This window comes from Neokomagataea thailandica NBRC 106555, assembly GCF_001598495.1.
GTDB lineage: Bacteria > Pseudomonadota > Alphaproteobacteria > Acetobacterales > Acetobacteraceae > Gluconobacter > Gluconobacter thailandicus_A.
In genome coordinates, this window is the sequence record NZ_BCZB01000014.1 from 44,124 (window position 1) to 69,092 (window position 24,969).

Genomic DNA, 24,969 nt, shown 5'->3' on the forward strand with positions numbered 1-24,969 from the left:
CACCACATTGTTCAAGGTGCTCAGATCATGTGGCAGCACAAGCCGAAACCCGCTAACACCACCTTAGGACATATCCCCGATGAGATCAGAGACGTACTGTACGCATGCTCGCCGGCCTCTCCGAGGGCCGCGCTGAAAACGCGCAGATACCATTCACCAGTGAGACTAAAAGCACAACATTCCACGCCAAGAAAAGACCTACGGGCAGAATATACACCAATTCCCACATACCCGGCTCACTTGGCGGAGCAATATAATAACACAACCCAAAAACCCCTAGGGTCGTGCAAGAAATAATCACATCAATATAAAAAAAATTCAACAAGCGCTCGATATGAAACAAAGCAGAATCAACAGCCCTCCTCTTTAAAATAAGGGCTATAAAAAAAACAATTACAGATGTAAATAATGTCAAAAATCTCAATAAAAATAAATAATAAAGTAAATAAACACACTGATTTCTGTATGCATTCAATAACGAACCTAAACGATCCAGAAGCGCATTAATCCATTTCACCTGAATGTCCTCCGACAAAGACCGTCATCGGAGTGCAGCATGCACTGCACTCCATATCCGGCGCTCAACGTCCAAGGCGACGAAGCTTAACTCCCTTCATCAAACGATCTTCAATCCTATGCAGTGACATCCCCTTGGTTTCAGGAACAAAAAGAATAGTCAGCAAGAGGAACAACGCGTTAAGGCCGGCAAAGAGCCAAAACGTGCCAGCCGTTCCAAAAGTTTCCATAAGGGAAAGAAAGCTCACACCAACGACAAGGTTGGTCATCCAATTTGTGAAGGTGGACACGGCAATACCAAAATCACGCCCGCCAAGAGGCTGAATTTCAGAACATAGAACCCACATCAACGGCCCTGCGGACATCGCAAACCCAGCACAGAAAATCATCAGCAAGAAAACAGCCGCAATCTGTGAGGACTGCGTATGCATCCCGCCACTCAGCAGCACAGCCAGCACAGCCATACCCACAGCCATCACCGAGAAACCACAATACAAAATAGGCTTACGGCCCCAGCGATCAACAAGCCCCACAGCAACAAACGTGGCTAACATATTGACCAAACCGATAATCGCCGTGCACCACATTTGTGCATGCTGATCAAAATGCGCAGCCGCCAAAATGTTTGGCGCATAATACATCACGATGTTAATGCCTGCGAGTTGCTGCATCGCCTGCAACATTACCCCTAGAGCGACCGAACGGCGAAAATTTGGGTTCGTCCGAAAAAGCTTGAACCCCTCCTGCTTCGTTTCAAGCTGCTCACGAATAGCGCGGATCTCTTTAGACGCTTCCAACGGATCATTCCGCAAATCCAAAAGAATTTGCCGTGCTTCTTTATGCCGCCCCTGCATCACCAACCAACGTGGGCTATACGGCAGAAACAACACGCCGACCAGAAAGAGTATAGCCGGAATACCAGCCACACCGAACATCCAACGCCAGCTCCCAGAATATGAAAAATACGTATCGGACAAAAAAGCAATGAAGATCCCAACCGTCACCATTAGCTGGTAGGTCGACACCATCGCACCGCGCGATTCTTCACTCGCAATTTCAGACAAGTACAAAGGTGCCGTGAAGGCTGAAATACCGACAGCAACGCCCATAATCACGCGAAAAACAATCATAGACGGCACAGACCATGACACCGCACAGCCAACTGTACCCCCCACAAAAATCGCAGCCCCCAAGATCAAAGAGCGCTTACGACCTAAGCTATGAGACATACGACCCGCACTCAACGCGCCGACAGCCGCCCCCGCCATCATCGCACTCACCACCCATTCCAGAGCAATGGTCGAGGCGTGATACTCTTTCCCGAACAAATCCAAAGCCCCAGCGACAACGCCGATGTCTAGGCCAGACATAAGCCCTGCCAAAGCCGCAATCACGCCAATGGCAATAATTTTAAAGCGCGTTGCATCAAATAAGGACGCATCCTCATCCGTCACCGGACTGATAGGGGTCGTCTCAGTTTGTTCTGTCATTTTGAACTATCACTCCTCCGTAAAATTGACGCTGCCCGAATGATACCGACATCTCGCCCTTGCCAATTCCGCAAAGACTGATGCGCCGTCTGCTCTAACACACCACTAGAAGCGGCCTTACCCAGCAAAGCTGAACCACCAAAACGTGCCATTAACGCAGACATGGCCACTTCAGCAGCCCGATTAGCACCATCATTGATCTTAATCGCGATTCCGAGGCCTTCATCAGGCAAAGCCGCAACCATGACGCCTTCTGCCCCCATTTTGATAAACGCCCCCAAGCCGAGTTCCTTCATCAACGCAGTATCATACCGTCCCGTTCCCGCGACCATGAAAGGCTCTTTTGCGACAGCCTCCCGCAGAACCTTCGCCGCACGCGCCCGATCTGCCGTTAAACCGACGCCACTTCCAAAACGAGCAAAACCATGCGCCAAAGCCCGTAACGGGATCGCATAAGTCGGCATAGAGCATCCATCTGTTCCGCGCTCTTCTTCACGATGCGCAGCACCTGTCACCTCTTCCAAAACACGCGTCACCCGTTTTTGGATCTGATGGTCGGGCTCAATATACCCCTCTGGATCTACCCCCGAATCACACGCCAGACAGATCAACCCCGCATGCTTACCAGAACAGTTATTATGCAGTGGGCAAGCCTGCTGCCCCGCTTGAGCCAATGCACGCCCCGCAGGTTCATAAGTCGGCCAATGCGCTCCACATTCTAACGCCTCCACCCCGCGCCCAACGCGCTGCAAAAGGCGTAAAGCAACCTCCGCATGCGCCGCCTCACCACCATGAGACGCACAGGTCAGAGCCAACTCCGCATCAGACAATTGTAAACGCTCCGCAGCGCCACTCTCCACCAGTTCCAAGCCTAAAAGAGCTTTCACCGTAGAACGTGGATACGTCACAGCATCATGGTCACCACAGGACCACACCACCTGACCATGCGCGTCCACCACAACAGCACGACCAAAATGCTGGGATTCAACGCGGTTACCGCGCGTTACTTCCGCAAGAAGACCGACACTCTCCATCACCATCACCTTATACCCTGCTGCACATTCGTACTGAACTGCGCCCATAGCACAGTTTCAATACCCAGACAGAATACCACCTCCACTTAAATCTCTCTATTTGGAAAAATAATGATTGCTTCATACAATATGAAACCATATAAAAATTAGATAAGAAAATTATGATATTTGCACTGATGCGGGGTTATTAATGTCACATCGCTTTTACAAAAAAATTAATAAATTTCTTGTTTTTAGCCTTATTGGATCCAGTATTTACTGCCTAAGCGCATTTCCTGCTGCGGCAGACGACATGACATTTGCGCATTCGGCTCAACATAATATCGACATTAATTATATAGACCCAACAACACGTTGTCGTGTTTCGACATTACACCTCACCATGCTAATTACACCCGACAGCCGTGACATCAGCAGCCCAGAGCAGCAATTAACCCTCGCGCAAAAATTAGGGCGTCGCCTCGCAGCAGACCCAAACTGTCACGACGTCCAGACCATTGATATTGCCGTTGTTCAAAACGGCACAATCCCACGACATCTCAACGCAACCAGTGCCACGGGCTGGCAATTCACCCTTTCTGACAGCTCCCCCCAACCAACACCAACACCAACACCAACACCAACACCAACACCAACACCAACACCAACACCAACACCAACACCAACGGCGAGCACACCGCCTACGCCGACGCAACCCCTCGCCTCGCCCCCTTACACACCCGTTCCCGAAGGGTATATGGCCGTTCTCGCGCTTATGGCACGCGCAAACCCAGCCTTACTTGATGATCAGAACGCTCAAAAATGCTGGGCTTATATCTTCTTCCGGCACGAGTGGAACGACACGCATGAAGATGAATTCCGCCTGCATGGCCTTTTAAATACGGCCCGCGCTTCACTCGCGAACACAGCATCCAACATGCCCCAAGGGCACATCAGCATTACTCTCAGCACGACATTCGGAGAGTATAATTTTAATACCCAATCCTTTCCCGTAGAGCTTAACGGAACACATTTAACACTCCGCCCCACCTGCTCGACCTACAATACCTCACTCCCCAACAGCATCTCACTCAATTTTTCCCAGACTCCCCTGACCCTACAAGCCCCCATTTCTGCCGAAGATGCCGCCCAATTCATCAAAAGCCGTACGCATTATGGATATGTAAACCGTGATGTCGTGACTACGTTTACTTTCACCATTAACCCTCAAGACCTCACCACACTCAATAACAACCAAGACCCCACCCTTGATGCCCCTTTGGATGACGTAAAATTTTATCGTGATGACCAAAAAACGGCGCTTTTATCAGAGGTCAACCACTCTGCGATTGCTGCTATTTTGCAAAAGCAAGTAGAAGAAAAAGCCTCCGAAGCCGCTCACGCTGCCGCAGCAGAACGCGCCGAAAAACTAGAGCGCCTCACAAACTCCTTACAATACGCGTCAAAATCCCAAAAATTAGCCGCATGGGTCACGCAGAGTAATGGCTTTTCTCTTCCCGCACTCGATACCATGCGCAACGTAAGAGCGAATGCCTTACGCAACCAACAACCCGTACCCGCTATTTTACTCGTCCATACAGATGACAGTGGCACACAACACGTGTCCACCGCATGGCCGGGACACTTGAACCTCACGCTCCCCAAAGGGCATGAAGCTCTCAAGAACGATACATGGTATATCGTGCATGGTACTGTCAGCGTCTCTTCAAAAGACACATTTCCACCGGCTGAAATGACAGTGACCAACCTGCACACATGCACATCTTCCACCTGTGAAGATGCAGCGAACGTGCAAGCCCTCTGTGAGTATTTGCAAAATAACCATGTATCCTCTCAATAAACCATTCTATTTATAAGGACATAAACATCATGCGTGCACTTTTAACCTTCGATACACTCATCACACCAAAGTTTATTAAGTTTCTGTTCTATGTCGGCGTTATTTTCTGCTGCTTGAGTGGCCTCGTCACCTTCGCCTCCGTCATCACCGCCATGATCGGCGGCGCAGAAGCCACTGGCCGTTCAACCATCCTCGCTGCACTTCTTGGCGTCTTCCTTGGCCTCATCAGTGGCACGCTAGTGACTATTATCGGTGTTATCCTCACACGTATTTCCAGCGAACTCACGCTCGTCATTTTCATGATCCGTGACGAACTTGCATGGCAGCGTGAACACCACCGCGATCATATCACACCATCTGGTGACTAAGGCCCAAAGCGATGACAGAGCATCCCAAAAAAAACACGTCTCCCCTTGCTAAAGGCTCTCCCTGTTCTTCCTTGCTTATACCCTCAGAGGTCACTGACAGCACATCACACAAATCACACTCTGCACCCTCCAGCTCTACACAGCCCGATATTGATTGGGCTGAACAAACCAGCCGCTTGGCCGATTTGGGGAGAGAAAAAGGCGCGCAACTCAACAACATCGCCACCCATATTTACCAACAGGGCAGCACAGCCGCGCAAGGGGCACAAAAAACGCTTTCCAACCCTGAAAAGCGACGTGAATTCCTAGAACGGTATGGAAAAACCTTTAAAATTGGCGCCGCAGCAATTCTGGCTATCGGAGTGATCGCCTATTGGGGTGTCTCACATGAGGCAAGTCGAATCGCGGATCAAAAAATACACAGCTTCTTAGTGCAAAACGGATTATCATCCCGTCTTCAATATGCTTCTGTATCAGCGTCTCCATGGGGGCACGTCACGTTGCACGACGTCACGATCCTCACCCCAACACATGACAAAGTCGGGATTTCACGCCTCTCCATTACACACGCAGATATAGGCAGCACCCTCCCGGCAAACATACAGATCGCTGCTTCAGGCATTGAGTGCTCCCTCACGACAGCGACATCATGTCCTATCATAGCACCACGAGACAGAGCCTCCTTGCTCGCCCTTGGATACACCTCACTCACGGGTGATATGAGCGCGTCATATCACCTCCATAATGGGCATTTCAGCCTCGAAACCCATGGTGAACTAAAACACGGCTTCTCTTGGAACTTCAATGCATCTTTCTCCGGCGTTCCGGATGATGTCCTAGAAACGGTGCCTACACTCATAAACATGCAAGCCCCCCTGCAAGTTATGCGTTTCTTCAACCAAATGCAGAACGCCGAACTGTCAAATATCACAATCAACATTGACACGAGCGATATTACCAAACGCCTCAAAGCCGTTCCTGATACCCCGCTCCCAATAACGGATACTTCGAATACGCCCGATACACCCTTAGGTCGGTGGGAACAAAACGGTGGCCGCCTCAACATTAAGAGCAACATGGACAGTGGCATCCCACTGATACGCACAATATTTGGGGTTCCCACTCCCAACCCTGAATTTCAGGAACTCTTTGAATCACCTAATCAATTCTTTCAGGCCATACACGCCGACATCTCTACAGATTAATTCTTTACTGAAAATCACCACAAAAAAGGCGGCCATTCTAAGGCCGCCTTTTTTATCATTACAGACCGTATAATATCTTCAGTCTAAATTAATCGGTGCCGTTCCGGATGACGCTGGCGCTGCCGTCGTCACGGCAGTTTTATCCGTTGTCGTCTTAGACAGACCATGACGCGGCGCTGATGTACGGTACGTCTCATGCTCCCGTGTAATAATCGTCACGCTTTGTGGTCTTACAGGCGTATTATAGCCCGGCAGGATATTATGATAGGTCAGCATGCATTGCGCGAAAGCATTATTATACTGCGTTTGAATACCACCCTGCTGGTCACGCGAGTATATCCCGCCACCCAAACCTGACCCCAATGCACCAGAAGCCGCACCAATACCAGCACCAGCACCGCCACCAAGAGCAGCACCCAACCCCGTACCCAAAGCCGTCGTTGCAACCGCTCCCAGAAGGGCACGTTGATTTTCGTGTGATGCCTGCCCCGCAACCGCACTTTCTGCCTGCGTCTTACAGAATTGCTGCTCCTGCAAGAAGGTTTGATAATTTTTACCCGGTGCAGGATACACTTGTACTGTCGGCCCCATAGGAGTTTCGGCACAACCAGCCAGAGCTAAACATAATGTCACAGCCGTTACGCATGTACGATTAAGCATCTACGAATCTCCATAAAGTCATATGGCATTATAACCATAGCGGTCTTTTAAAAAAAACATATTAAACGCTTTTCGTATATTCTACTTTACCCCTTTAGCACCCCCCTTCATCAGAGGGGAACCTCACACTAAAACTGTAAAATTACGTTCCCGTCGCCCAAAGAACCTTATTAATTTCACTTCATACCGCACTGCACTGAGCACAAACGCCTTCAATTTCAATTGTTGCTGTTTCTGCCGCAAACCCTACTTGCTGTGCTGCATCCATTAAAACAGGAACAATTTTCTCTTGCTCCAATTCCCATGCCTTGCCGCAGCTATGGCAAATCAGAAACTGCGCACGATGCACCCCCCAAGCGTCATGATGATGACATCCATCATCACACAGCATCGCGTGCGTACACCCTACAAACGCCGCCAAACGCTCCAGCTTATGAATAAGCCCCTGCTCCAACAGGAAGTCTAAGGCACGATACACAGTCGGCGGAGCCGCATTGGGCTGCACAGGACGAAGCTGCGCTAATATATCATACGCCCCAGTTGGACGCTCGGCAGACAAAATCAGTCCCAGAACTAAACGGCGTGTATCCGTTAAACGCGCACCACGAGAACGGCAACGCTGTACCGCGCGCTCCAATTGCTCATCAACGGCACGCGTAAAGCCAAGACCTGAAACTGAAGAATATATCGAATCCACCATGGAACGGTTTTTATGATATTCTCCAGCATCAGGCTACAAAATGTTCGCACCGCGTCTAAGTGCGACGCCTCAATTACGCCTGTGCTGCCCCTCGGCGGGCCAGTGGTAAAACCCGCTTTTGTAGCGTAGCCAAATCATCCACTGTTTCATTATGCAACGCACGCACACTATCATGTGCCGCATAAAAACGACGTAGCCCTGATTGGCTCATGAGGATAGCCACCCCAAGAAAAACACCATTATTTTCGATAATTGTTGAACCAAGCATGATCGTATCATTCCGTCATCACGCCCGGCCATCATTCTCACCGGGCAATTATAAAAAACTAAAATTTCTCTTCGGCATCGCACCGCTCAAACATCGCCTACACATTCGGATCATCACGATCTGCACCTTTGTATGAAGAGATAACACTCAACATAATACGCACCACAAAAGGTGAGTCAACAATTATATTAAAAAGCATGGTTTTTATTTGTAATTACTTTTTTATATAGTTATTTTTCATTTCCATCATTCTTCTGCCCTCTACATCGTTTTTTATGCTATCATTACACCATGAAGAAAAAGGCTCCTTCACCCACCGCCCCGCTCGCCCCTCCTGCTCCGTTTGAGTGTTACGCTGCACCTCGTGGCCGCGTTTATAACTCATTCCTAGAGACTGTCGGCGGCACCCCGCTCGTTGCGCTCCCACGGTTAACAGATCGAGAGAGCTTGCATGCCCGCCTCTTAATCAAGCTAGAGTTCTTCAACCCACTCGGCTCTGTCAAAGACCGTATCGGCGTTGCAATGCTGCGTGATGCAGAAGAGCGCGGCCTTATCACACCAGGGCGCACCATCTTGGTCGAGCCGACCTCCGGCAATACAGGCATCTCTCTCGCTTTCGCCGCCGTAGCCCTTGGCTATCGCCTCATCGTGACTATGCCAGAAAACGCCTCAACCGAACGCCGGAAAATGATTCGCCTCATCGGTGGGGAAACAGAACTCACCTCAGCCCAAGAAGGCATGGCAGGCGCCATTAACCGTGCCCACGAATTACTCGAAACCCTGCCTGACGCATGGATGCCCGCGCAGTTCGAAAATGACGCAAACCCCTCCGTCCACGAAATCACCACCGCACAAGAAATCTGGACAGATACACAAGGCAATGTCGATATCGTGATCGCAGGACTCGGTACAGGCGGCACCGCTTCAGGCATCGCACACGGCCTCCGAAAGCACAAAAAATCCATTAAAATTCACGGCGTCGAGCCCCGCGAAAGCGCAGTTCTCCACGGCGATGAACCCGGCCCACACGGTATTCAAGGCATTGGCCCGGGATTTCAGCCAGATACCCTCGATCTTCGTGCCATGGACAGCATAATCGAAGTGTCAGAGCATGATTCCTTAGCAACGGCACGCCTTTGCGCTGCAGTCGAAGGCATTCCCATTGGCATTTCTTCAGGTGCTGCCCTCCATGCAGGCCTCGAACTCGCCAAACAACCGACGAACCGAGGCAAGACCATCGTCGTCATCGCGCCCTCTTTCGCTGAGCGCTACCTGTCTACCCCACTTTTTGATGGCTTATCCTAAGACTTCACGGAAAGCTGAGAAATAAAACTTTCATTTTTCGTTGTTTCCAATTAACCTCTATTTGTTTCGTGGTTAATTGGAAGGCGAAAAGCCATGAGAAGAATCGCTACACCACAGAAGGGGCTTCCCCCTCTTTCTGCCCCAGCGCCATCCTTGGAACTTCATGGGCGCACAGCATTGCGTCAAGAATTCATCGCCCTGAAACAACGCTTTCACCTCTTGCTGGTCCCCGGCCTGTTTGGCTCAGGCCCCTTACACTGGCAAAGTGAATGGTCCCATGCCTTCGCTCTTGATCGCCTAACACAACATGATTGGAATAACCCAGCCCCCGCAGCATGGGACCAATCCTTGTCACGTGCCATCAACGCCCCCGAGCGGGCGGATAAACCCATTCTCCTCATTGGTCATAGCTTGGGAGCCATTCTCTGCGCCCGTTGGCTGCACCAAAACCAAACACAAAAAGCTGCCACCCCAGTCGCGGGTGCTTTTCTCGTTGCTCCGGCCGATGCCGAACAGGCCCAAACACCCGAGAGCGACCGTATTCGTGCCTTCGCCCCCTTACCCAATGCGCCTCTCAACACACCAACAACCATCATCGCGAGTGAAAATGACCCTTGGCTTCATCGTGACCGCGCACAAACACTCGCAGCACTCTGGAAGGCTAACCTCAGATGTATCGGCCCACGTGGCCATATCGGATCGAATGAGCCCCTCGGCCTCTGGGAAGAAGGCGCTCAGGCCTTATTTACATTCGCCCAAACACGCCTCACTCACTCCACATCGGGCGCCAACGATTTAACAACAACGCATTCGTAATCACGGACACTGAACTCAGCGCCATTGCCATTGCTGCTAAAACCGGGCTCAAAAACCCGAAAGCAGCCAGTGGAATACCCAACATATTATACACAAAGGCAAAGAAAAGATTTTGACGTATCTTGCGCAACGTCGCTTGTGACAACGCCATCGCATCCACCACAGAGCACAGCGTGTTCCGCATCAACACTACGCCTGCCGTCTCTCCCGCTACAGCAGATCCAGCCCCCAAAGCAAACCCGACATCTGCCGTAGCCAAAGCAGGGGCATCATTCACCCCATCCCCCACCATACCAACACGCCCGCCATCCGCTTTATACGCCTCCAGAATCAACGCTTTATGCTCTGGCAATACACCGGCCCGAATATCATCCACGCCCAAAGCGTGACCAACAAGCGCCGCAACACGCTCATTATCCCCCGTCAACATACTCAAGCGCACACCACGCGCCTTCAACGCAGCCAATGCCTGCGCCGCATCAGCCCGCACCGTATCAGACAGCGCAATCGCGCCGAGTATAACGCCACCATGCGCCACCAAAACGACCGTACGGCCTCGTGCCTCTTCTAAACGCACATCAAAACCGGGCATCTCCGCCCCTAAAACACACCCGCTCTCCTTCAAAAATGTTTCCGTACCTAAAACAGCCTGCTCCCCACGCAGAATACCCTGCACGCCACGCCCCGGAACGGCCTGAAACTCCTGCACGTTATCATGGGAAACACCGGTCGCAGCAGCCACAATAGCCCGAGCCAACGGATGTTCAGAGCCTTGCTCCAACGAAGACGCCACCGCCAATAAGCGATCATGTGTCACACCCGCCGCAGGATACACCCCAACCACATCAGGGTGCCCTTCCGTCAGCGTCCCAGTCTTATCAAAAACAATATGTGTCAAACGCCCAGCCTGTTCCAAAGCCTCAGCAGAACGAAACACAATCCCATGATGCGCCCCACGGCCCGTTCCTACCATGATGGCCGCAGGGGTCGCCAAACCCAAAGCACACGGGCAAGCAATCACCAAAACCGATACCGCCGCAATCAAGCCCGATACCCAGCTCTGCGTTATCAGGCCATTCACCAATAACGTCACCACAGCCAAGCTCAGAACCACCGGTACAAATACCGCCGAAACCCGATCCGCAATCCTCTGCACCGGTGCGCGTGATCCCTGCGCCTGCTCCACCATCGTGACAATACGAGCCAACGCCGTATCAGCACCAACACCCGTTGCCCGCACCCGCAACACACCATGCCCATTGACGGTGCCCGCACTCACAGCAGCACCTTCAGCCTTACGCACCGGCACACTTTCTCCCGTCAGCAGCGCTTCATCCACATCTGACGCGCCATCTCGGACAACACCATCAACGGGAACACTCTCCCCCGGTCGTACCGTAAACACATCTCCCACACTCAAATCGGCCACAGCACAATCGACCACCACCCCATCGCGCTCCACATGCGCAACACTCGGCTGAAGCTTTAACAAACTCTCCAACCCCGCCGATGTACGTTGCTTCGCCCGGAACTCCAGAAGCTTACCAAGCGAAATCAGGACTAAAATCATCCCACTGGCTTCAAAATAAACCGGAGTATGTAAGCCCAAAACCACGACAGCCACACTGTAAATCAGCGCTACACCAGACCCCAGCGCCACCAAAACATCCATATTCGGTGCCGCCGCACGTAATGCCTGATACGCCCGCCGAAACACCGGAAACGCACAGCCGATCACCAGCACAGCACTCACCAACTGCGCCATAACCGGCACAACCATGCGCCCCGTCACCAGCATTACCAACATGGACACAATAAGCGGCAGCGCTAGCACGCTCATGATACCAAAGCGCCGTAACTCCCTCTGCCACTCATCATCACGCACCGCCCCCGCAGCACGCTCTTCCCCTGCACCGAGCGTCATAGCCCCAAACCCGGCTTTCTCGATTGCTGCTTTCAAATGCTCCGGAGACGATAAACCCGGCGTAAAACGAATATGCACGCGCTCAGACGCGAAATTCACAACCGCCTCAACCCCCTCATGGCGGTTCAAAACCTTCTCTATACGCGCAGCACACGCCGAGCAGCTCATTCCCGTGAGCGCGTAATCCACATCCTGCAACGGCACATCAAACCCCGCCTTACGCACGGCTGCCACAGCCTGCGCCATACCATCGGGAACGTCAGACACCACCAGAGCACGCTGACCCGCAAAACTAACCGTTGCTTGAATGCCCTCTATACGGTTTAGGAGTTTTTCAATCCGTGTCGCACAGGCAACGCAGCTCATGCCCGTAATCGGCAACGTAGCGGAATGCTTCTCCGCCTGCACAGTTCCCGACATACGACACTCTCCTCTTCCATTACCACGCAAATTTCATTACCGTGTAATTATTGGTACGATAAGAATCATTCGCAAGTCGAATTGCGTTTCCTTATGCAACTTTATGGATGATGCCCCGCATTATGCTGCGTTTCAGCACAATACCTGAACGGCTCCGACTGTTCCTCTGCTTGCTTCAGGCAGTGTTGTTGCTGGCCATAACGCCAAGCCGCGCTGCACCGCACATGATGCATCACGCCACAGCACCAGCCATGGCCACCATGCACGCCATGGACAGCGTGCGAGAGTGCTGCACCACTCATGCCCCACCGCCAGTGTCCTTACATGCAGAAACACCACACACACCCAAGGGACATTGCGGCAACTGCGCTCACATAGCCTGTGACACCAACACGGCATTTCTGCCCGTGACAGCCCGCATCACCGGGCCTTTCCTCACCTACCGGCAAAGCCCCACCTCACTACACACCGTCCCGCCCGGCAGCCCAGCCCGGCCAGACCTCCCCCCACCGCGCCCACAAACCGTCTGAAAATACGCAGCCTCTGCACCATGGCCTCGCCACGTGCAGAAACGAGGCTAACCCCACCCCTTTCTTACGGTTCTGTACCATGACCAATTGTGTCACCACCCCGCCAACACGGCGTGGTTTTCTCGCGTCTCTCAGCGCGGCCAGTGGGCTTATGGCCCTCGCGCCAACGCAACTCCGCGCAACAGCCAAACCCCCGATAGGGCTCATCCCTCCCTCAACCCAAACAGACTGGCACCTCACCGTCGGCCGCACAACCGTGACCATTGACGGCAAAACGCTCAACGCCCCAACGGTCAATCACACCGTTCCCGGCCCCATGCTTCGCTTCAAAGAAGGCGAAACAATTTCCATCACCGTCAGCAACACCCTGAGTGAAGAAACCTCCATTCATTGGCATGGGCTTCGGGTGCCTGCCTGTATGGATGGCGTCCCCGGACTGAGCTTCCACGGCATCGCCCCCGGTGAATCCTTCACATACCGCTTTCCCATCAAACAAAATGGAACCTATTGGTACCATAGCCATTCCAACATGCAGGAAGCCCAGGGCCTGATCGGCCCCATCATCATTGACCCTGCCACCCCAGAACCCAATCCGTGCGACCGAGATTACGTCATCATGCTTGGCGAATGGACCGATGTCTCCCCGGCCGAAATCGTCAGCAATATGAAAATGCAAGATGATTATTACAATTTCCGGCAGCGCAGCACCGCCTCCTTACCCGCGCAATCCCAGCATGATGGCGGTGTCATCCCTGCCTTAAAAAGCCGCTTGATGTGGTCCGGAATGAACATGTCCGCCACCGATATCTCAGACGTCTCCGGCGTTATTTATACATACACCATGAACGCCATCGCACCCGATACCGGCTGGGAAGGGCTATTCCGTGCGGGGGAGCGTATCCGCTTGCGCTTTATCAACAGCGCAACAATGACCCTGTTTGACGTCCGCATCCCCGGCCTTGAGATGACCGTGATCGCTGCCGACGGAAACCCGGTCGAACCCGTACCAATTGATGAATTCCGTATCGGCGTCGCGGAAACCTACGACGTCATCGTCCAACCCCACGAAAACCATGCTTATACGCTCTTTGCCCAAAGCGAAGACCGTACCGGATACGCCCTCGGCACTCTCACCCCTCAAACAGGGCTACGCGCCCCCATCCCCCCTATGGACCCACGCCCCGTTCGCACCATGGTCGATATGGGCATGGATATGCGTGACATGGACATGAAAAACATGCCCGGCATGGCAATGCCCGACGATAAGATGACCAGCGACAAGATGGCCACCATGCCTTCCATGGCAGGCATGCCCCAACCGGATTCGACCCATCACACCATGCACAGCATGACAATGCCCCACATGGCGATGCCCGGCATGGCGATGGAGCACTCAATGAACATGGCCAATATGCCGGGTATGACACAACATGGCATGTCCTCAATGCCCGGTATGCAACCCGGTATGTCCATGGGGGAGCCGATGGGAGACATACACAAAACCTCACCCCAACATCACATAATGCCGGGTATGACCATGCCTCACGCCCATCACATGATGGGCGGAATGAACATGCAAGCCATGGATATGAGCCACATGTCGATGGCCGATATGCCCGGCACGGCGATGCCGAAGACATCCCCTCCTCCCTCGGCATTAGAAGTTGATGATCCCGGTCCACCGCCCCTCAATGTCGAAAATCAAAACGTTGCCACACATCCCATTGACCGGTTAGGGGACCCCGGAGATGGCCTGTCCAACACCAACAGGCGGGTATTAACCTACACCAACCTCCGCGCCCTCACACCATCCCCTGACCCGCGCCCACCCTCACGGGAAATTATTCTCCACCTCACCGGAAATATGGAACGCTATATCTGGGGCTTTAACGGACGAAAATTCTCGGAATCCGGCCCCATTCGCCTGCGCCTGAATGAGCGCGTGCGCTTTACCCTCATCAATGACACCATGATGGAACACCCCATCCACCTCCATGGCTTCTGGAGCGAACTCGAAAACGGCCATGGCGCGTACAACCCCCGTAAACACACGATCATCTCACAGCCCGGCAGCACAATGAGCTTCCTCATGACCGCAGATGAACCCGGCATGTGGGCTTTCCACTGCCACCTGCTCTACCACATGGATCTCGGCATGTTCCGCACAGTGAGCGTCGCATGAGCATGAAACACATCATCCCCACATTGACCCTCGGAGTACTGAGCATGCTCGCCCTCCCTTGGTCCGCCCATGCTCAAATCATCACCATTCACCACGCGGCAGATGCCCCTACGGATAACGCCCCCACCTCTCTACCCGGTATGAGTCCCGTCATGATGGACCAAAGTACATGGTTCCACGGTATCTTTAACCAACTCGAAGGGCGCTACTCCCCCCAAGGAACAGATTTTCATTGGGACGGTGAAATGTGGTTCGGCACCGATTATAACCGCCTCTGGCTACGCTCCGAAGGCACCCTATCCAAGGGGCAATTCTCTGATGGCCAGCACGAAATTCTCTATAGCCGCTCCATTTCAACTTATTGGAACCTCCAAGGCGGCACACGCATTGACCTTGATAGCGGCCCGACCCGTGCATGGGCTGCCTTCGGCGTCGAAGGACTCGCACTTTATCAGTTTGAACTCGGTGCTATGGGGTATGTCGGCGGCAATGGCGGCGCAGCAGCACGCATTGAAGGATCATATGACATTTTGCTGACCAACCGCTTGATCCTTCAGCCTCAGGTAGAGCTAAATACCTACACACGACCGGACCCCTCGCGCGGTGCTGGTTCCGGGTTATCGGACATCGATACCGGCCTCCGCCTACGCTATGAACATTGGCGAAAATTCGCTCCTTACCTCGCCATGACGTATAATACCCCCCTCGGCCAAGCACGGCATTTCCCCAATAACCGTAATGACATACGCTCTGCCTTGCGTTTCACATTCGGTCTGCGGAACTGGTTTTAAGATTCCGCCATCAGTGCCAGAAGCACCTTCTGGCACTGATATGTTCTATCAACTCTCCTCACGTCATCGCTGTAAATGCAATTTAGTCGCATTTTTTTCTTTTCGATCCCCTATGAGCACCCTATCTAGAGAGACCAATGACAGCGCCAACACGCAAAGAGGCCGGAACATCCCGTGTATACGCTCGCCACACTGCCCAAAGGCCATGAAGCCATCATCAACCGTGTCTCTCACCTAACAGGTAATGACGCCATCGCCCTGCGCTTGGGGGAGCTCGGCTTCGTCACGGGCGAGCTGGTGCATGTCATCGCCACAGGGCCTTTCGGCCATGATCCTATTGCCGTACGCCTTGGCACATCACGCTTTGCTCTCCGCCGCAGCGAAGCTGCCCGCATTCACTTGCAGGACACCAAGTAACGTCTTATGTCCACCTCCACGCCCCGTCACATCGCCCTTGCCGGAAACCCGAATTGCGGCAAAACATCCCTGTTTAATCAGCTCACAGGGAGCCGCCAAAAAGTCGGCAACTATGCTGGTGTTACGGTCGAACGGAAGGTCGGATTTTTCACCACTCCACAAAATACCACCATCCGGGTACTCGACCTCCCCGGTGCCTACAGCCTCTCCTCCACCAGCCCTGATGAAGATATCACCCGCGATATCTGCCTCGGCCACCATCCCGCCGAAGCTCAGCCTGAAATCCTCATCGGCGTTGTTTCCGCCTCCAACCTGCGGTTGCACCTGCGTTTTCTTCTAGAACTCAAACAAATCGGCGTGCCCGTCATCGTCGCCCTTAATATGATGGACGAAGCGGAAAAAATGGGCCTCACCATTGATATCAATGGTCTTTCCGCCGCTCTGGACATGCCCGTTATTCCCGTCGTCAGCCTGCACAAACAAGGCGTCAGCCAACTCCTCACCGTGCTGGACCAGCCCGTCCAAACCCCAACACCACTACCAGAAGACACAGACCTCCACACCGAAGTCCGACGCCTCCTCTCTCACTATGTGCAGCAACCTGCCACTCCTCATGAACGCTTCACTGACCGACTAGACCGATGGACACTACACCCCGTCCTCGGCCCACTGATTCTGCTCATCATTCTATTCATTATGTTCCAAACCGTCTTCGCATGGGCACAACCCATCATGGACGCTCTCGGAAGTGGCTTGAACGATCTTGGTGCATGGCTCCTCACCCCCTTGCCCGATGGTATGCTGCACAGCCTTTTGGCAGACGGCGTCATCGCTGGGGCGGGTACCGTCGTCGTTTTCCTTCCACAAATTCTGATCCTCTTTTTATGGATCATTACCCTCGAAGAATCCGGTTATCTCCCGCGAGCCGCCTTCTTACTTGACCGGATCATGGCCATGGCAGGCCTAAGCGGACGCTCTTTCATCCCGCTTCTCTCCAGCTTTGCCTGCGCCATCCCCGGTATCATGGCCGCACGCACCATCCAAAACCCACGGGACCGCTTGGTGACGATCCTCATCGCACCCCTCATGACCTGCTCAGCCCGCCTGCCCGTCTATACCTTGCTCATCGGCGCTTTTGTTCCTCACCGCAGCGTTTGGGGCATCATCAACCTACAAGGTCTTGTCCTCTTTGGTCTTTATGCCGCCGCCATCATCAGTGGCATTATCGCCGCACGCATCATGACACGCGGTGTCGCATCCCAAGAACACCCCCTCCTCCTTGAGTTGCCGCCCTATCGCCGCCCCCTCTTACGCAGCGTGGCACTCGGTCTCTGGCAGCGCGCCGTGATGTTCCTCTCCCGCGTCGGCACAATCATTGTCTCACTCAATGTCCTGCTTTGGGGCCTCTCCAGCTTCCCCGCCCCACCCGCACACGCAATGGGCGCTGCCATTGATTACAGCATCGCAGGACGGATCGGGCACCTTATGCAGCCTGTTTTCGCCCCATTGGGCTTTAACTGGCAAATTTGCGTCGCCCTCATTCCCGGCCTTGCCGCACGAGAAGTCGCCATCAGTTCGCTTGCCACCGTGTACGCTATCGGGGCCACAGGTGATGATGCAGGGGACAAACTCCTCCCCATCCTCTCGAGCCAATGGTCCATGGCCACCGCTTTTGCGCTCTTGGCATGGTATGTTTACGCACCACAATGCATCTCTACACTAGCCGTCATGCGGCGTGAGACACGCTCACTTAAAATCGTTCTCGGTGCCGCCGCATATTTATTCGGCCTCGCCTATTTGGGCGCGTTCCTCACACATTATATAACTCTTAAGATGCTCTAATGCAGCACAAGGACATTGCATGATGATTGAAACCCTCATCGCTACCCTGCTCGTACTCGCCGCAGCCCTTTACTGGGTCATACGGCTCTTCCCAAGCATCCGTAAACCCGTTTACGCCGCATTGGGACGCACAACCCCACACAGCACAGCAACCACACGACCGGGCTCATGCGGTGGATGCACTGGATGCACTGGACAAAAAGGGGGATGCCACTAAAAGAAGCTCCTCGGTTTTGTTCTCCACCAAGCCGTATTCAGCATCCATACACTCCCCCCACACACATAACTCCATCAGCCGACACCCCCAGCCCTCACCGGCCATCAAAATAAAAAACCGTATTTTATAAACACTCAACACGCTGTCTAATGATAACATCATGCCTGTTCCATACAGGCACAGCCATCATGCAAATCAACTATGGAAACGCCACCGCCTAGCACACAACATAGTGCTGAGAGCCACTCAACAAAGAGCACAAAAAAGGCCCGTAATCCGAAGATTACAGGCCACATACCTTAAGGTATAATCAAACTTATATATTAGTGCGCCATACCACCAAGGCTGGACCACAAATACGTCCAACTCAGCGCTTGTGTCTGAGCAATTTCTGGCTGGCTCGCACCAAAACCATGGCCACCCGCTACTTGCTCCCAGTAATAATAAGGCAGGTTCAATTCGCTCATACGCCACGCAAAACGCCGCGCATGCACAGGCCCAACACGGTCATCTTTCGTCGTCGTTTCAATAAACGGCACCGGATAGTGCGTGCCCGCTTTTAGGTTTTGCAATGGTGAGATTTTACGCAAAAAGTCACGCTGTTCAGGAATAGACACCGTGCCGTATTCCCCCACCCATGATGCCCCGGCAGACATGTGTTCATAATTCACCATGTCCAACAACGGCACTTCAATATCAACTGCTTTCCAGAAATCCGGATGTTGCGTGAACTCAACCCCCATCAACAACCCACCATTCGAACCACCACGAATAGCCAAATGCTGCGGAGAGGTAATGTGCCGCGTGGCAAGGTCACGCGCCACAGCCGCAAAATCATCATAAATATGCTGACGACGCGTCTTTAAACCCGCCTCATGCCAAGCCGGGCCGAACTCACCGCCACCACGGATATTCGCCAAAACGTAAACGCCACCATGGCTTAACAGATTCACACCCAACCCTGCGGAATAAGACGGGAAGAGCGGCACTTCAAAACCACCATAGGCATAAAGCAATGTCGGGTTGGCATCATTATGCGGCATGTCTTTCGCATGAACGACGAAATAAGGAACATCCGTTCCATCTGTCGAGCGCGCTTGATACTGATCTACCTCCATAGAGGACGCATCAAACTGAGCTGGCAGAGTATGCACAGCATTCACGGTTGCTGTATCTGTATTAATCGACCAAATCGTCGGCGGCGTTAAAAACCCTTCTGACTGCGCATAAGCCAACGCGCTTGCATGATCTGCACTCACCAAATTCACGGACATGTTTTTTGGCAAGGGCAGTTGTGTCCGGGTGAATGTATCGCCAGACGGCGTAAAGACCAAAAGCTGTCCACGCACATTATCATACAAAGAAACCAAAATATGACCGTGGCTTACCACAGCATTTTCAATCACTTGCTTCGCTTCTGGCTGAATCAGTAATTGCGGCACGACATGGCGATCCAAATCCACCAAAATCACGGAACCAGCAATAAAGTTAGGTCCGTGCGTGTCCCAATCCTGATCCAGACGGACAACTAATTTATGCCCCAAAAGACCAGTCACTTCTGCGCGCTCCGGCAGATCCAAAGCAACCGTACGGCCATTCACATAATGGTAAAAACGTGCCGAAAATGCATCAATCCCTTCACGGATTAAAGCAACCTGATGACCCTTCCCATCATGCAACACGACTGGGTCTACAGACACATCCGATGGCTTACCCGAAAACACCGTAACGGCAGATGAGAGCTTTTTCCCACGCTTAAGGGCTTTGACGATATAAGGATAAGACGACTTCGTAACGTCTTTCTCCGTCCATGGATAGCTCACCAAAAGCGTATCACGGTCCAGCCAATCCGCAACCAGCTTCGCATGCGGTAACGTAAAGCCATTCGGTACGAACTGGCCTGTTGAAAGATCAAACTCTCTCAACGTCTCAGCGTCTTCACCACCATCAGACAGTGCAAGCAAGCAACGATTTTGGTGCAGGTCCAAGCATGACAGGCCATGATACACCCAGTTTTTCTGCTCTGCCGTCGCCAAGGCATCAAGATCTAGAACCGTCACCCAATTCGGAGATGCTGACGCATAATCGGCAACCGTTGTGCGGCGCAAAATACCACGCTGATGCGTAGCATCCCGCCAGAAATTATAAATCATACCGTCAATTTGTTCAGGCATAGCCAAACGGTCATGCGTCTGAAGCAACTTCAAAGATGCATCGTAAAAAGGCTTAAATAATGGATTTTGTCCCAGCGTATTGAGCGTTTTTTGATTTTGGGTACGTACCCAATCCATCGCCTGTTGACCATCAATTTGGTCCAACCATGCCGGTGGCGATTTTTGTTCCGTATCGGACGCCGCTTGAGATGGCGCTGTCTGGGCGTACCCCACCCCCGTATGGAGCATAGAAGCCCCTGCCAAAAGAATACCCAACCGCCGAAATGATATCAAAGACATATATACACCCTACTCATGCAGCACCTGCTCTCTACGCTTCCGCTCGAACAGCCCACAAAAGGAAAACAATATTTTCCGATGCTAAACTGAAATGCTCTGGGGCGAAATAGTCTTCTGTTACCACAGAAGACTTCCTTCTTGGCCCATAATGCCCATATCATCAAAAACATCTCATTCAGGGGGATGAATTCACCGCCTTCCTGCGCTAGAGCGTGACATCACACATTGTCATTCACCTGATGGGCTATATATTGCCCAGCATGCCGAAATTGGATCGCACCATGACCTCTCCCCTGACGGTCCCGGCCCTTGCATCCCCCTTCTTAGACATGCTGCCCCAAACAGGTCGTATGCCCGCCATGCCGTCCCGCATAACGGTCGATGCCATGCGCCATACCAGCGAATTTGCCTGCATTACGGAACTGCTCTCCTTAGTGATCACCTCGGCCGAACAAGATTCTGCTATCAATACACAGGCCGAACACCTCGCATCCATCTTACGCACAGCCTCACGCAGCGCCATAGGCACCCTTCTAGAGGCCTTTCCCCCTACCAGTGCGCATGGCCGCGCTTTGCTCGCCCTCGCCGAAGCCTTTTTACGTATCCCCGATCACGCCACGCGTGAAGCTCTCATTGATGCCCAAGTACGCCACTTAGAATGGATAACCCCCACCGCCAAAACCAGCGCGCCTACGTTAGTCTCCATGCTAACACGCGGCCTCTCACTCGCCAGTCTACTGCGCAAAGGCGGCGCTCTCAGCTTGCGCCGCTTAACCCTGCAAACGTCAGCTCCCCTGATTCGTCATGGCCTGGAAAAAACACTCCGGGCCGCCGCAGAAGAAGTCACCCTTGGCACCACACCGAGCGAAGCCCTCCGCAATGCTCAATCCACCCGCAAACGTGGTTTCAACCATACATTTGACCTCTGCGCTCCCGCAGCCCTCGACATGGCCCAAGCCCATAAAGCGCAGCATCACTTTGAAGCTTTATTAGAAGCCTGTAGCCGCCATGCGGGCATGACAGGCGGCCGCTCTGAACGGCCCAGCCTCACCCTACGCCCTGCGCTACTCTGCCCTCACTTCTCCAGCATGCGCCATGAACACGTCATGACGGCGTTTTTGCCAATCCTCTCACGCTTGGCCGAGCGGACACGGCAGCTTGATCTCGCGCTCATCTTAACCGTAGAACACAGCCGTGAAATTGACCTATGCTTAGACCTCATCACCGCACTTTGCACTCAGCGCGAGCTTGAAGGCTGGGACGGCTTGGGCATGACCGTTCAGGCACATGACCGCCGTGCCCTCGCCATAACCCAACATCTCATCGCCCTCGGGCGCTCTACAGGCCGCCGCCTTATCATCCGCCTAACACGCGGCGCCGCTTGGCGTGCCGAACATAACCGAGAAGACACACTCGCGCCCACACCACTCTTCTCCCGAAGCTGCCACACCAATCTAAGTTACCTCGCGTGTACCCAAGCCCTGCTCAAAAACCTCAATTGCACCTATCCGCACTTCGCTACACATAACCCCCGCCTCGTCGCCCATATCCAAACCCTAGCCCCCAATGCCAAACGCGGTGATTTTGAGTTCGAGTGTCTCCACGGCCTCGCTCAACCACTGGCGGAAACACTCATCTCTGCCAAAGACAAAAACGCACCACCCTGCCGCCTTCATGCCCCCATAGGCCCAGCAAGCACTGTACTCCCTGCCCTCGTCAAACAACTCCGCGAAAGTGACGGACCAAGCCCCCTGCTCTCCAGCAAAACCCACACTACAGACGACGTCATCGAAGCTTTAACGGCAAATCCTGTTACGGCGGCACAAACGCTCCGCGCACAACACCCCTATGCAGAGCCCTCCCCTGATGAGAGCACAGACCCTAACAGTCTTCCCTTACTTTTTGAACTTGACCTCTCTGACGCCACAGACCAAGTCACCCTCCATCACGCACTCACCACCACAACACCAGACACACTCCCCTTCATTCATCCCCTCATCGCGGAGCCCCCCACGGAGCGCACCCCGCCCCATTTCGGGCGCCGTATCTGCAACCCCGCCGCCCGCCAAGACGCCATTGGCGATGTACTCGACACAGATGGTGAAACACTCCTCAAAGCACTCTCCACGGCAGACGCGCATTTGTCAGACTGGCGCCAATACCCCGCCGCCCATCGCGCCACCTTATTACGCAACGCAGCCGCCGCCATTGAAGCCGATTACGTCCCCCTACTCGGCTTGATTATCCGTGAAACCGGTAAGACCTTCCCCTCAGCACTCAGTGAGTTACGTGACGGGGTCACGGCCCTCTACCAAGCCGCACAAGATGCTGAAAACAGCAGCCTCACCGCCACGCCCCTCGGGTTAATCGCCTGCATCAGCCCATGGAGCAGCCCTTTTGCAGCCTTCATGCGCCAGATTGCGTTTGCCCTCGCCGCAGGAAATAGCGTCTTGGCCAAACCCGCCGCAGCCACCCCCTTTACCGCCGAAGCTGCCATCCAACACCTCCACCGCGCAGGCATCCCTCAAACAACCTTGCTCTTCCTGCCTGGCAATGAACAGGTGGGCGAAGAACTCGTAAGTGACCACCGCATTGATGGCGTTTTATTCACGGGCTCAACCGCCGCGAGTAAAGCCCTCTCACGCCTCATTGCACAGCGTACCGGCCGCACCGGTGACCCTGTCTCTCTCATTGCCCGCAGCAGCGGCCAAAACGCTCTTCTAGCTGATAGCTCCGCCCAACCCGGCCAAATAGTCCATGACGTCATCCGTCTTGCCTTTACCGATAGCGGCCAAAATTGCGGCGCTGTCCGCATCCTCCTGCTGCAAGATGACAATGCAGAGAACGTCCTCACCTTATTACGCGGCGCACTCAGCACCCTAAACCTTGGAGATCCCTGCCGCATTGACACCGATATTGGCCCCATGATCAGTGCTGAAGCCCGTACCGAAACCCTCGCGCATATTGATCAAATGCGGCGTGCCGGCCGTAAAGTCTGGACGGCCCCTCTCAAAGAACCTGACCGCAATGCAGGACACCACCCCGGCAGCTACCTCGCCCCAACTTTGATCGACATTGGCCGCGTGGCTGATATCCCCAGAGAGGTCTTCGGCCCTGTCCTGCATATCCGCCGCTTCCACCGCAATGAACTGGAAGGCGTCATTGATGCCGTCAATGCCACCGGCTATGGATTGAGCTTCGGCGTCCATTCGCGCATCCCCAATACCATCCATCGCGTCCTCACCCGGGCACAAGCTGGTAATCTGAGCGTGAACACACTCACCTCCAGCACAAGCGTCCACGCACCGCCCTTCGGCGGGTACGGCCTATCCGGCTGTGGTGCCAAGCTGGGCGGCCCATTAGCCCTACGCCAACTGCAAGCTAACATTCCCGCCCTTCACTTCCCACATTTTAGCCCTACAGATATGAACCCCGGCCATATCTCGCGGATTGCCGCTAATCTCGTTGCCTTCCTAGAGAGCCGAGATGCCGTTTCTGCCCGGACAATCCGCCAAGACATTGCTCATAACCTCCTCGGCAGTTCACTCACCCTACCCGCTGCCATTGGTGAAACCCGCACCCTCACCCTTATCCCATGTGGTACAGTCCTTTGCGCGGGGGAAAGCTGGCCCGCCCTCTTGCGTGCCGTTGGCATGGCACTCGGCACCGGCAATACAGCCCTCGTCCTCGCCCCCAAAACAGCACTTGAATGGATGCAACGCCTGCCCCAAAGCCTTGCAGACCAGATCCAGCGTGTAGATCCCGGCGCACTCCCCGAATGTGACGCCATGATCTTCGAGCGCGGCAGCACAACCGCACAAGATGCGGCTGCAACATTGACCGCACGTGAAGGGCGGATCGTACCGCTTTATCCGCTCGACAGCGTCCGCCCAGAATGGCTACTGCAAGAACGCGTCACCTGCGTTAATGAAGAGGCCCTGTCCGGTGCACCCACCGTTATGGCCTTAATGTAAAGTCGATCTCTCTCCCT

At 53.6% G+C, this 24,969-nt stretch carries 20 protein-coding genes; 12 read left to right on the forward strand and 8 right to left on the reverse strand.

Annotated features, from left to right (window positions below; translation table 11 throughout):
- Positions 1 to 85 precede the first annotated feature (85 nt).
- The 3 genes from NTH01S_RS06105 to NTH01S_RS06115 form a co-directional block, all read right to left on the reverse strand.
- Entirely contained in the window at positions 86 to 517 is a 432-nt protein-coding gene (locus NTH01S_RS06105; RefSeq protein ID WP_157070883.1) for a hypothetical protein, read from the reverse strand.
- 64 nt (positions 518 to 581) lie between these two features.
- Positions 582 to 2,006: a sugar porter family MFS transporter gene (locus NTH01S_RS06110; RefSeq protein WP_068171061.1), complete on the reverse strand. Its 1,425-nt coding sequence runs from the start codon at positions 2,004 to 2,006 to the stop codon at positions 582 to 584.
- Positions 2,003 to 3,088, reverse strand: coding sequence for an asparaginase (locus NTH01S_RS06115; RefSeq protein WP_370664306.1), 1,086 nt, complete (start codon positions 3,086 to 3,088; stop codon positions 2,003 to 2,005). Before NTH01S_RS06115 ends, NTH01S_RS06110 begins: the two co-directional genes overlap by 4 nt.
- 244 nt (positions 3,089 to 3,332) lie before the next feature.
- Between NTH01S_RS06115 and NTH01S_RS06120 the strand changes: the two genes are divergently transcribed.
- The 3 genes from NTH01S_RS06120 to NTH01S_RS06130 all read left to right on the forward strand — a co-directional run bounded on the left by NTH01S_RS06120 (position 3,333) and on the right by NTH01S_RS06130 (position 6,453).
- Positions 3,333 to 4,880, forward strand: a complete 1,548-nt coding sequence (locus NTH01S_RS06120) for a DUF4852 domain-containing protein (protein ID WP_157070884.1) — start codon at positions 3,333 to 3,335, stop codon at positions 4,878 to 4,880.
- 29 nt (positions 4,881 to 4,909) lie between these two features.
- The gene (locus NTH01S_RS06125; RefSeq protein WP_068171068.1) at positions 4,910 to 5,248 is read left to right on the forward strand and encodes a DUF4282 domain-containing protein; all 339 of its coding nucleotides are present in this window, start codon (positions 4,910 to 4,912) and stop codon (positions 5,246 to 5,248) included.
- A 71-nt stretch (positions 5,249 to 5,319) separates the two neighbouring features.
- The gene (locus tag NTH01S_RS06130; protein WP_157070885.1) at positions 5,320 to 6,453 is read left to right on the forward strand and encodes a hypothetical protein; all 1,134 of its coding nucleotides are present in this window, start codon (positions 5,320 to 5,322) and stop codon (positions 6,451 to 6,453) included.
- Positions 6,454 to 6,531: 78 nt separating this feature from the next.
- Here the strand turns inward: NTH01S_RS06130 and NTH01S_RS06135 are convergent, their stop codons facing one another.
- The 3 genes from NTH01S_RS06135 to NTH01S_RS06145 all read right to left on the reverse strand — a co-directional run bounded on the left by NTH01S_RS06135 (position 6,532) and on the right by NTH01S_RS06145 (position 8,081).
- Positions 6,532 to 7,113, reverse strand: coding sequence for a glycine zipper family protein (locus tag NTH01S_RS06135; RefSeq protein ID WP_245642223.1), 582 nt, complete (start codon positions 7,111 to 7,113; stop codon positions 6,532 to 6,534).
- A gap of 181 nt (positions 7,114 to 7,294) precedes the next feature.
- Positions 7,295 to 7,813: a Fur family transcriptional regulator gene (locus NTH01S_RS06140; protein ID WP_068171074.1), complete on the reverse strand. Its 519-nt coding sequence runs from the start codon at positions 7,811 to 7,813 to the stop codon at positions 7,295 to 7,297.
- Positions 7,814 to 7,886: 73 nt separating this feature from the next.
- Entirely contained in the window at positions 7,887 to 8,081 is a 195-nt protein-coding gene (locus tag NTH01S_RS06145; protein WP_068171077.1) for a hypothetical protein, read from the reverse strand.
- Positions 8,082 to 8,372: 291 nt separating this feature from the next.
- Here NTH01S_RS06145 and cysK point away from each other — a divergent pair, with 291 nt between their 5' ends.
- Positions 8,373 to 9,386 carry a cysteine synthase A gene (gene cysK / locus NTH01S_RS06150; RefSeq protein WP_068171079.1) on the forward strand — a complete coding sequence of 338 codons (1,014 nt, stop codon included), beginning with the start codon at positions 8,373 to 8,375 and terminating at the stop codon, positions 9,384 to 9,386.
- A 93-nt stretch (positions 9,387 to 9,479) separates the two neighbouring features.
- Positions 9,480 to 10,202, forward strand: coding sequence for an RBBP9/YdeN family alpha/beta hydrolase (locus tag NTH01S_RS06155; RefSeq protein WP_084367061.1), 723 nt, complete (start codon positions 9,480 to 9,482; stop codon positions 10,200 to 10,202).
- Here NTH01S_RS06155 and NTH01S_RS06160 read toward each other — a convergent pair.
- Entirely contained in the window at positions 10,153 to 12,546 is a 2,394-nt protein-coding gene (locus NTH01S_RS06160; protein WP_068171085.1) for a heavy metal translocating P-type ATPase, read from the reverse strand. The genes NTH01S_RS06155 and NTH01S_RS06160 overlap by 50 nt on opposite strands.
- 107 nt (positions 12,547 to 12,653) lie before the next feature.
- Between NTH01S_RS06160 and NTH01S_RS11750 the strand changes: the two genes are divergently transcribed.
- The 6 genes from NTH01S_RS11750 to NTH01S_RS11865 all read left to right on the forward strand — a co-directional run bounded on the left by NTH01S_RS11750 (position 12,654) and on the right by NTH01S_RS11865 (position 18,525).
- Positions 12,654 to 13,076: a hypothetical protein gene (locus tag NTH01S_RS11750; RefSeq protein WP_157070886.1), complete on the forward strand. Its 423-nt coding sequence runs from the start codon at positions 12,654 to 12,656 to the stop codon at positions 13,074 to 13,076.
- Between the two features lie 79 nt (positions 13,077 to 13,155).
- The gene (locus NTH01S_RS06170) at positions 13,156 to 15,258 is read left to right on the forward strand and encodes a copper resistance system multicopper oxidase (RefSeq protein ID WP_068171091.1); all 2,103 of its coding nucleotides are present in this window, start codon (positions 13,156 to 13,158) and stop codon (positions 15,256 to 15,258) included.
- A 2-nt stretch (positions 15,259 to 15,260) separates the two neighbouring features.
- Positions 15,261 to 16,049 carry a copper resistance protein B gene (locus NTH01S_RS06175; RefSeq protein ID WP_084367063.1) on the forward strand — a complete coding sequence of 263 codons (789 nt, stop codon included), beginning with the start codon at positions 15,261 to 15,263 and terminating at the stop codon, positions 16,047 to 16,049.
- A 174-nt stretch (positions 16,050 to 16,223) separates the two neighbouring features.
- Positions 16,224 to 16,466, forward strand: coding sequence for a FeoA family protein (locus tag NTH01S_RS06180; RefSeq protein ID WP_068171094.1), 243 nt, complete (start codon positions 16,224 to 16,226; stop codon positions 16,464 to 16,466).
- A 6-nt stretch (positions 16,467 to 16,472) separates the two neighbouring features.
- Entirely contained in the window at positions 16,473 to 18,308 is a 1,836-nt protein-coding gene (gene feoB, locus NTH01S_RS06185) for a ferrous iron transporter B (protein ID WP_068171097.1), read from the forward strand.
- Positions 18,309 to 18,327: 19 nt separating this feature from the next.
- On the forward strand, positions 18,328 to 18,525 hold the full coding sequence (locus NTH01S_RS11865; RefSeq protein WP_169802048.1) for a hypothetical protein: 198 nt from the start codon (positions 18,328 to 18,330) through the stop codon (positions 18,523 to 18,525).
- Positions 18,526 to 18,848: 323 nt separating this feature from the next.
- Here the strand turns inward: NTH01S_RS11865 and NTH01S_RS06195 are convergent, their stop codons facing one another.
- The gene (locus NTH01S_RS06195; RefSeq protein WP_245642225.1) at positions 18,849 to 20,978 is read right to left on the reverse strand and encodes a prolyl oligopeptidase family serine peptidase; all 2,130 of its coding nucleotides are present in this window, start codon (positions 20,976 to 20,978) and stop codon (positions 18,849 to 18,851) included.
- 281 nt (positions 20,979 to 21,259) lie between these two features.
- Between NTH01S_RS06195 and NTH01S_RS06200 the strand changes: the two genes are divergently transcribed.
- The gene (locus NTH01S_RS06200) at positions 21,260 to 24,952 is read left to right on the forward strand and encodes a proline dehydrogenase family protein (protein WP_068171152.1); all 3,693 of its coding nucleotides are present in this window, start codon (positions 21,260 to 21,262) and stop codon (positions 24,950 to 24,952) included.
- Positions 24,953 to 24,969: the final 17 nt, after the last annotated feature.

Coding starts and splice junctions, on each gene's coding strand:
- NTH01S_RS06160 (WP_068171085.1), bottom strand. CDS start 12,546: ATGTCGGGAACTGTGCAGGCGGAGAAGCATTCCGCTACGTTGCCGATT.
- NTH01S_RS11865 (WP_169802048.1), top strand. CDS start 18,328: ATGATGATTGAAACCCTCATCGCTACCCTGCTCGTACTCGCCGCAGCC.
- NTH01S_RS06175 (WP_084367063.1), top strand. CDS start 15,261: ATGAAACACATCATCCCCACATTGACCCTCGGAGTACTGAGCATGCTC.
- NTH01S_RS06140 (WP_068171074.1), bottom strand. CDS start 7,813: ATGGTGGATTCGATATATTCTTCAGTTTCAGGTCTTGGCTTTACGCGT.
- feoB (WP_068171097.1), top strand. CDS start 16,473: ATGTCCACCTCCACGCCCCGTCACATCGCCCTTGCCGGAAACCCGAAT.
- NTH01S_RS06125 (WP_068171068.1), top strand. CDS start 4,910: ATGCGTGCACTTTTAACCTTCGATACACTCATCACACCAAAGTTTATT.
- NTH01S_RS06195 (WP_245642225.1), bottom strand. CDS start 20,978: ATGTCTTTGATATCATTTCGGCGGTTGGGTATTCTTTTGGCAGGGGCT.
- NTH01S_RS06200 (WP_068171152.1), top strand. CDS start 21,260: ATGACCTCTCCCCTGACGGTCCCGGCCCTTGCATCCCCCTTCTTAGAC.
- NTH01S_RS11750 (WP_157070886.1), top strand. CDS start 12,654: ATGATGCCCCGCATTATGCTGCGTTTCAGCACAATACCTGAACGGCTC.
- NTH01S_RS06170 (WP_068171091.1), top strand. CDS start 13,156: ATGACCAATTGTGTCACCACCCCGCCAACACGGCGTGGTTTTCTCGCG.
- NTH01S_RS06135 (WP_245642223.1), bottom strand. CDS start 7,113: ATGCTTAATCGTACATGCGTAACGGCTGTGACATTATGTTTAGCTCTG.
- NTH01S_RS06115 (WP_370664306.1), bottom strand. CDS start 3,088: ATGGGCGCAGTTCAGTACGAATGTGCAGCAGGGTATAAGGTGATGGTG.
- NTH01S_RS06110 (WP_068171061.1), bottom strand. CDS start 2,006: ATGACAGAACAAACTGAGACGACCCCTATCAGTCCGGTGACGGATGAG.
- NTH01S_RS06120 (WP_157070884.1), top strand. CDS start 3,333: ATGACATTTGCGCATTCGGCTCAACATAATATCGACATTAATTATATA.
- NTH01S_RS06145 (WP_068171077.1), bottom strand. CDS start 8,081: ATGCTTGGTTCAACAATTATCGAAAATAATGGTGTTTTTCTTGGGGTG.
- cysK (WP_068171079.1), top strand. CDS start 8,373: ATGAAGAAAAAGGCTCCTTCACCCACCGCCCCGCTCGCCCCTCCTGCT.
- NTH01S_RS06155 (WP_084367061.1), top strand. CDS start 9,480: ATGAGAAGAATCGCTACACCACAGAAGGGGCTTCCCCCTCTTTCTGCC.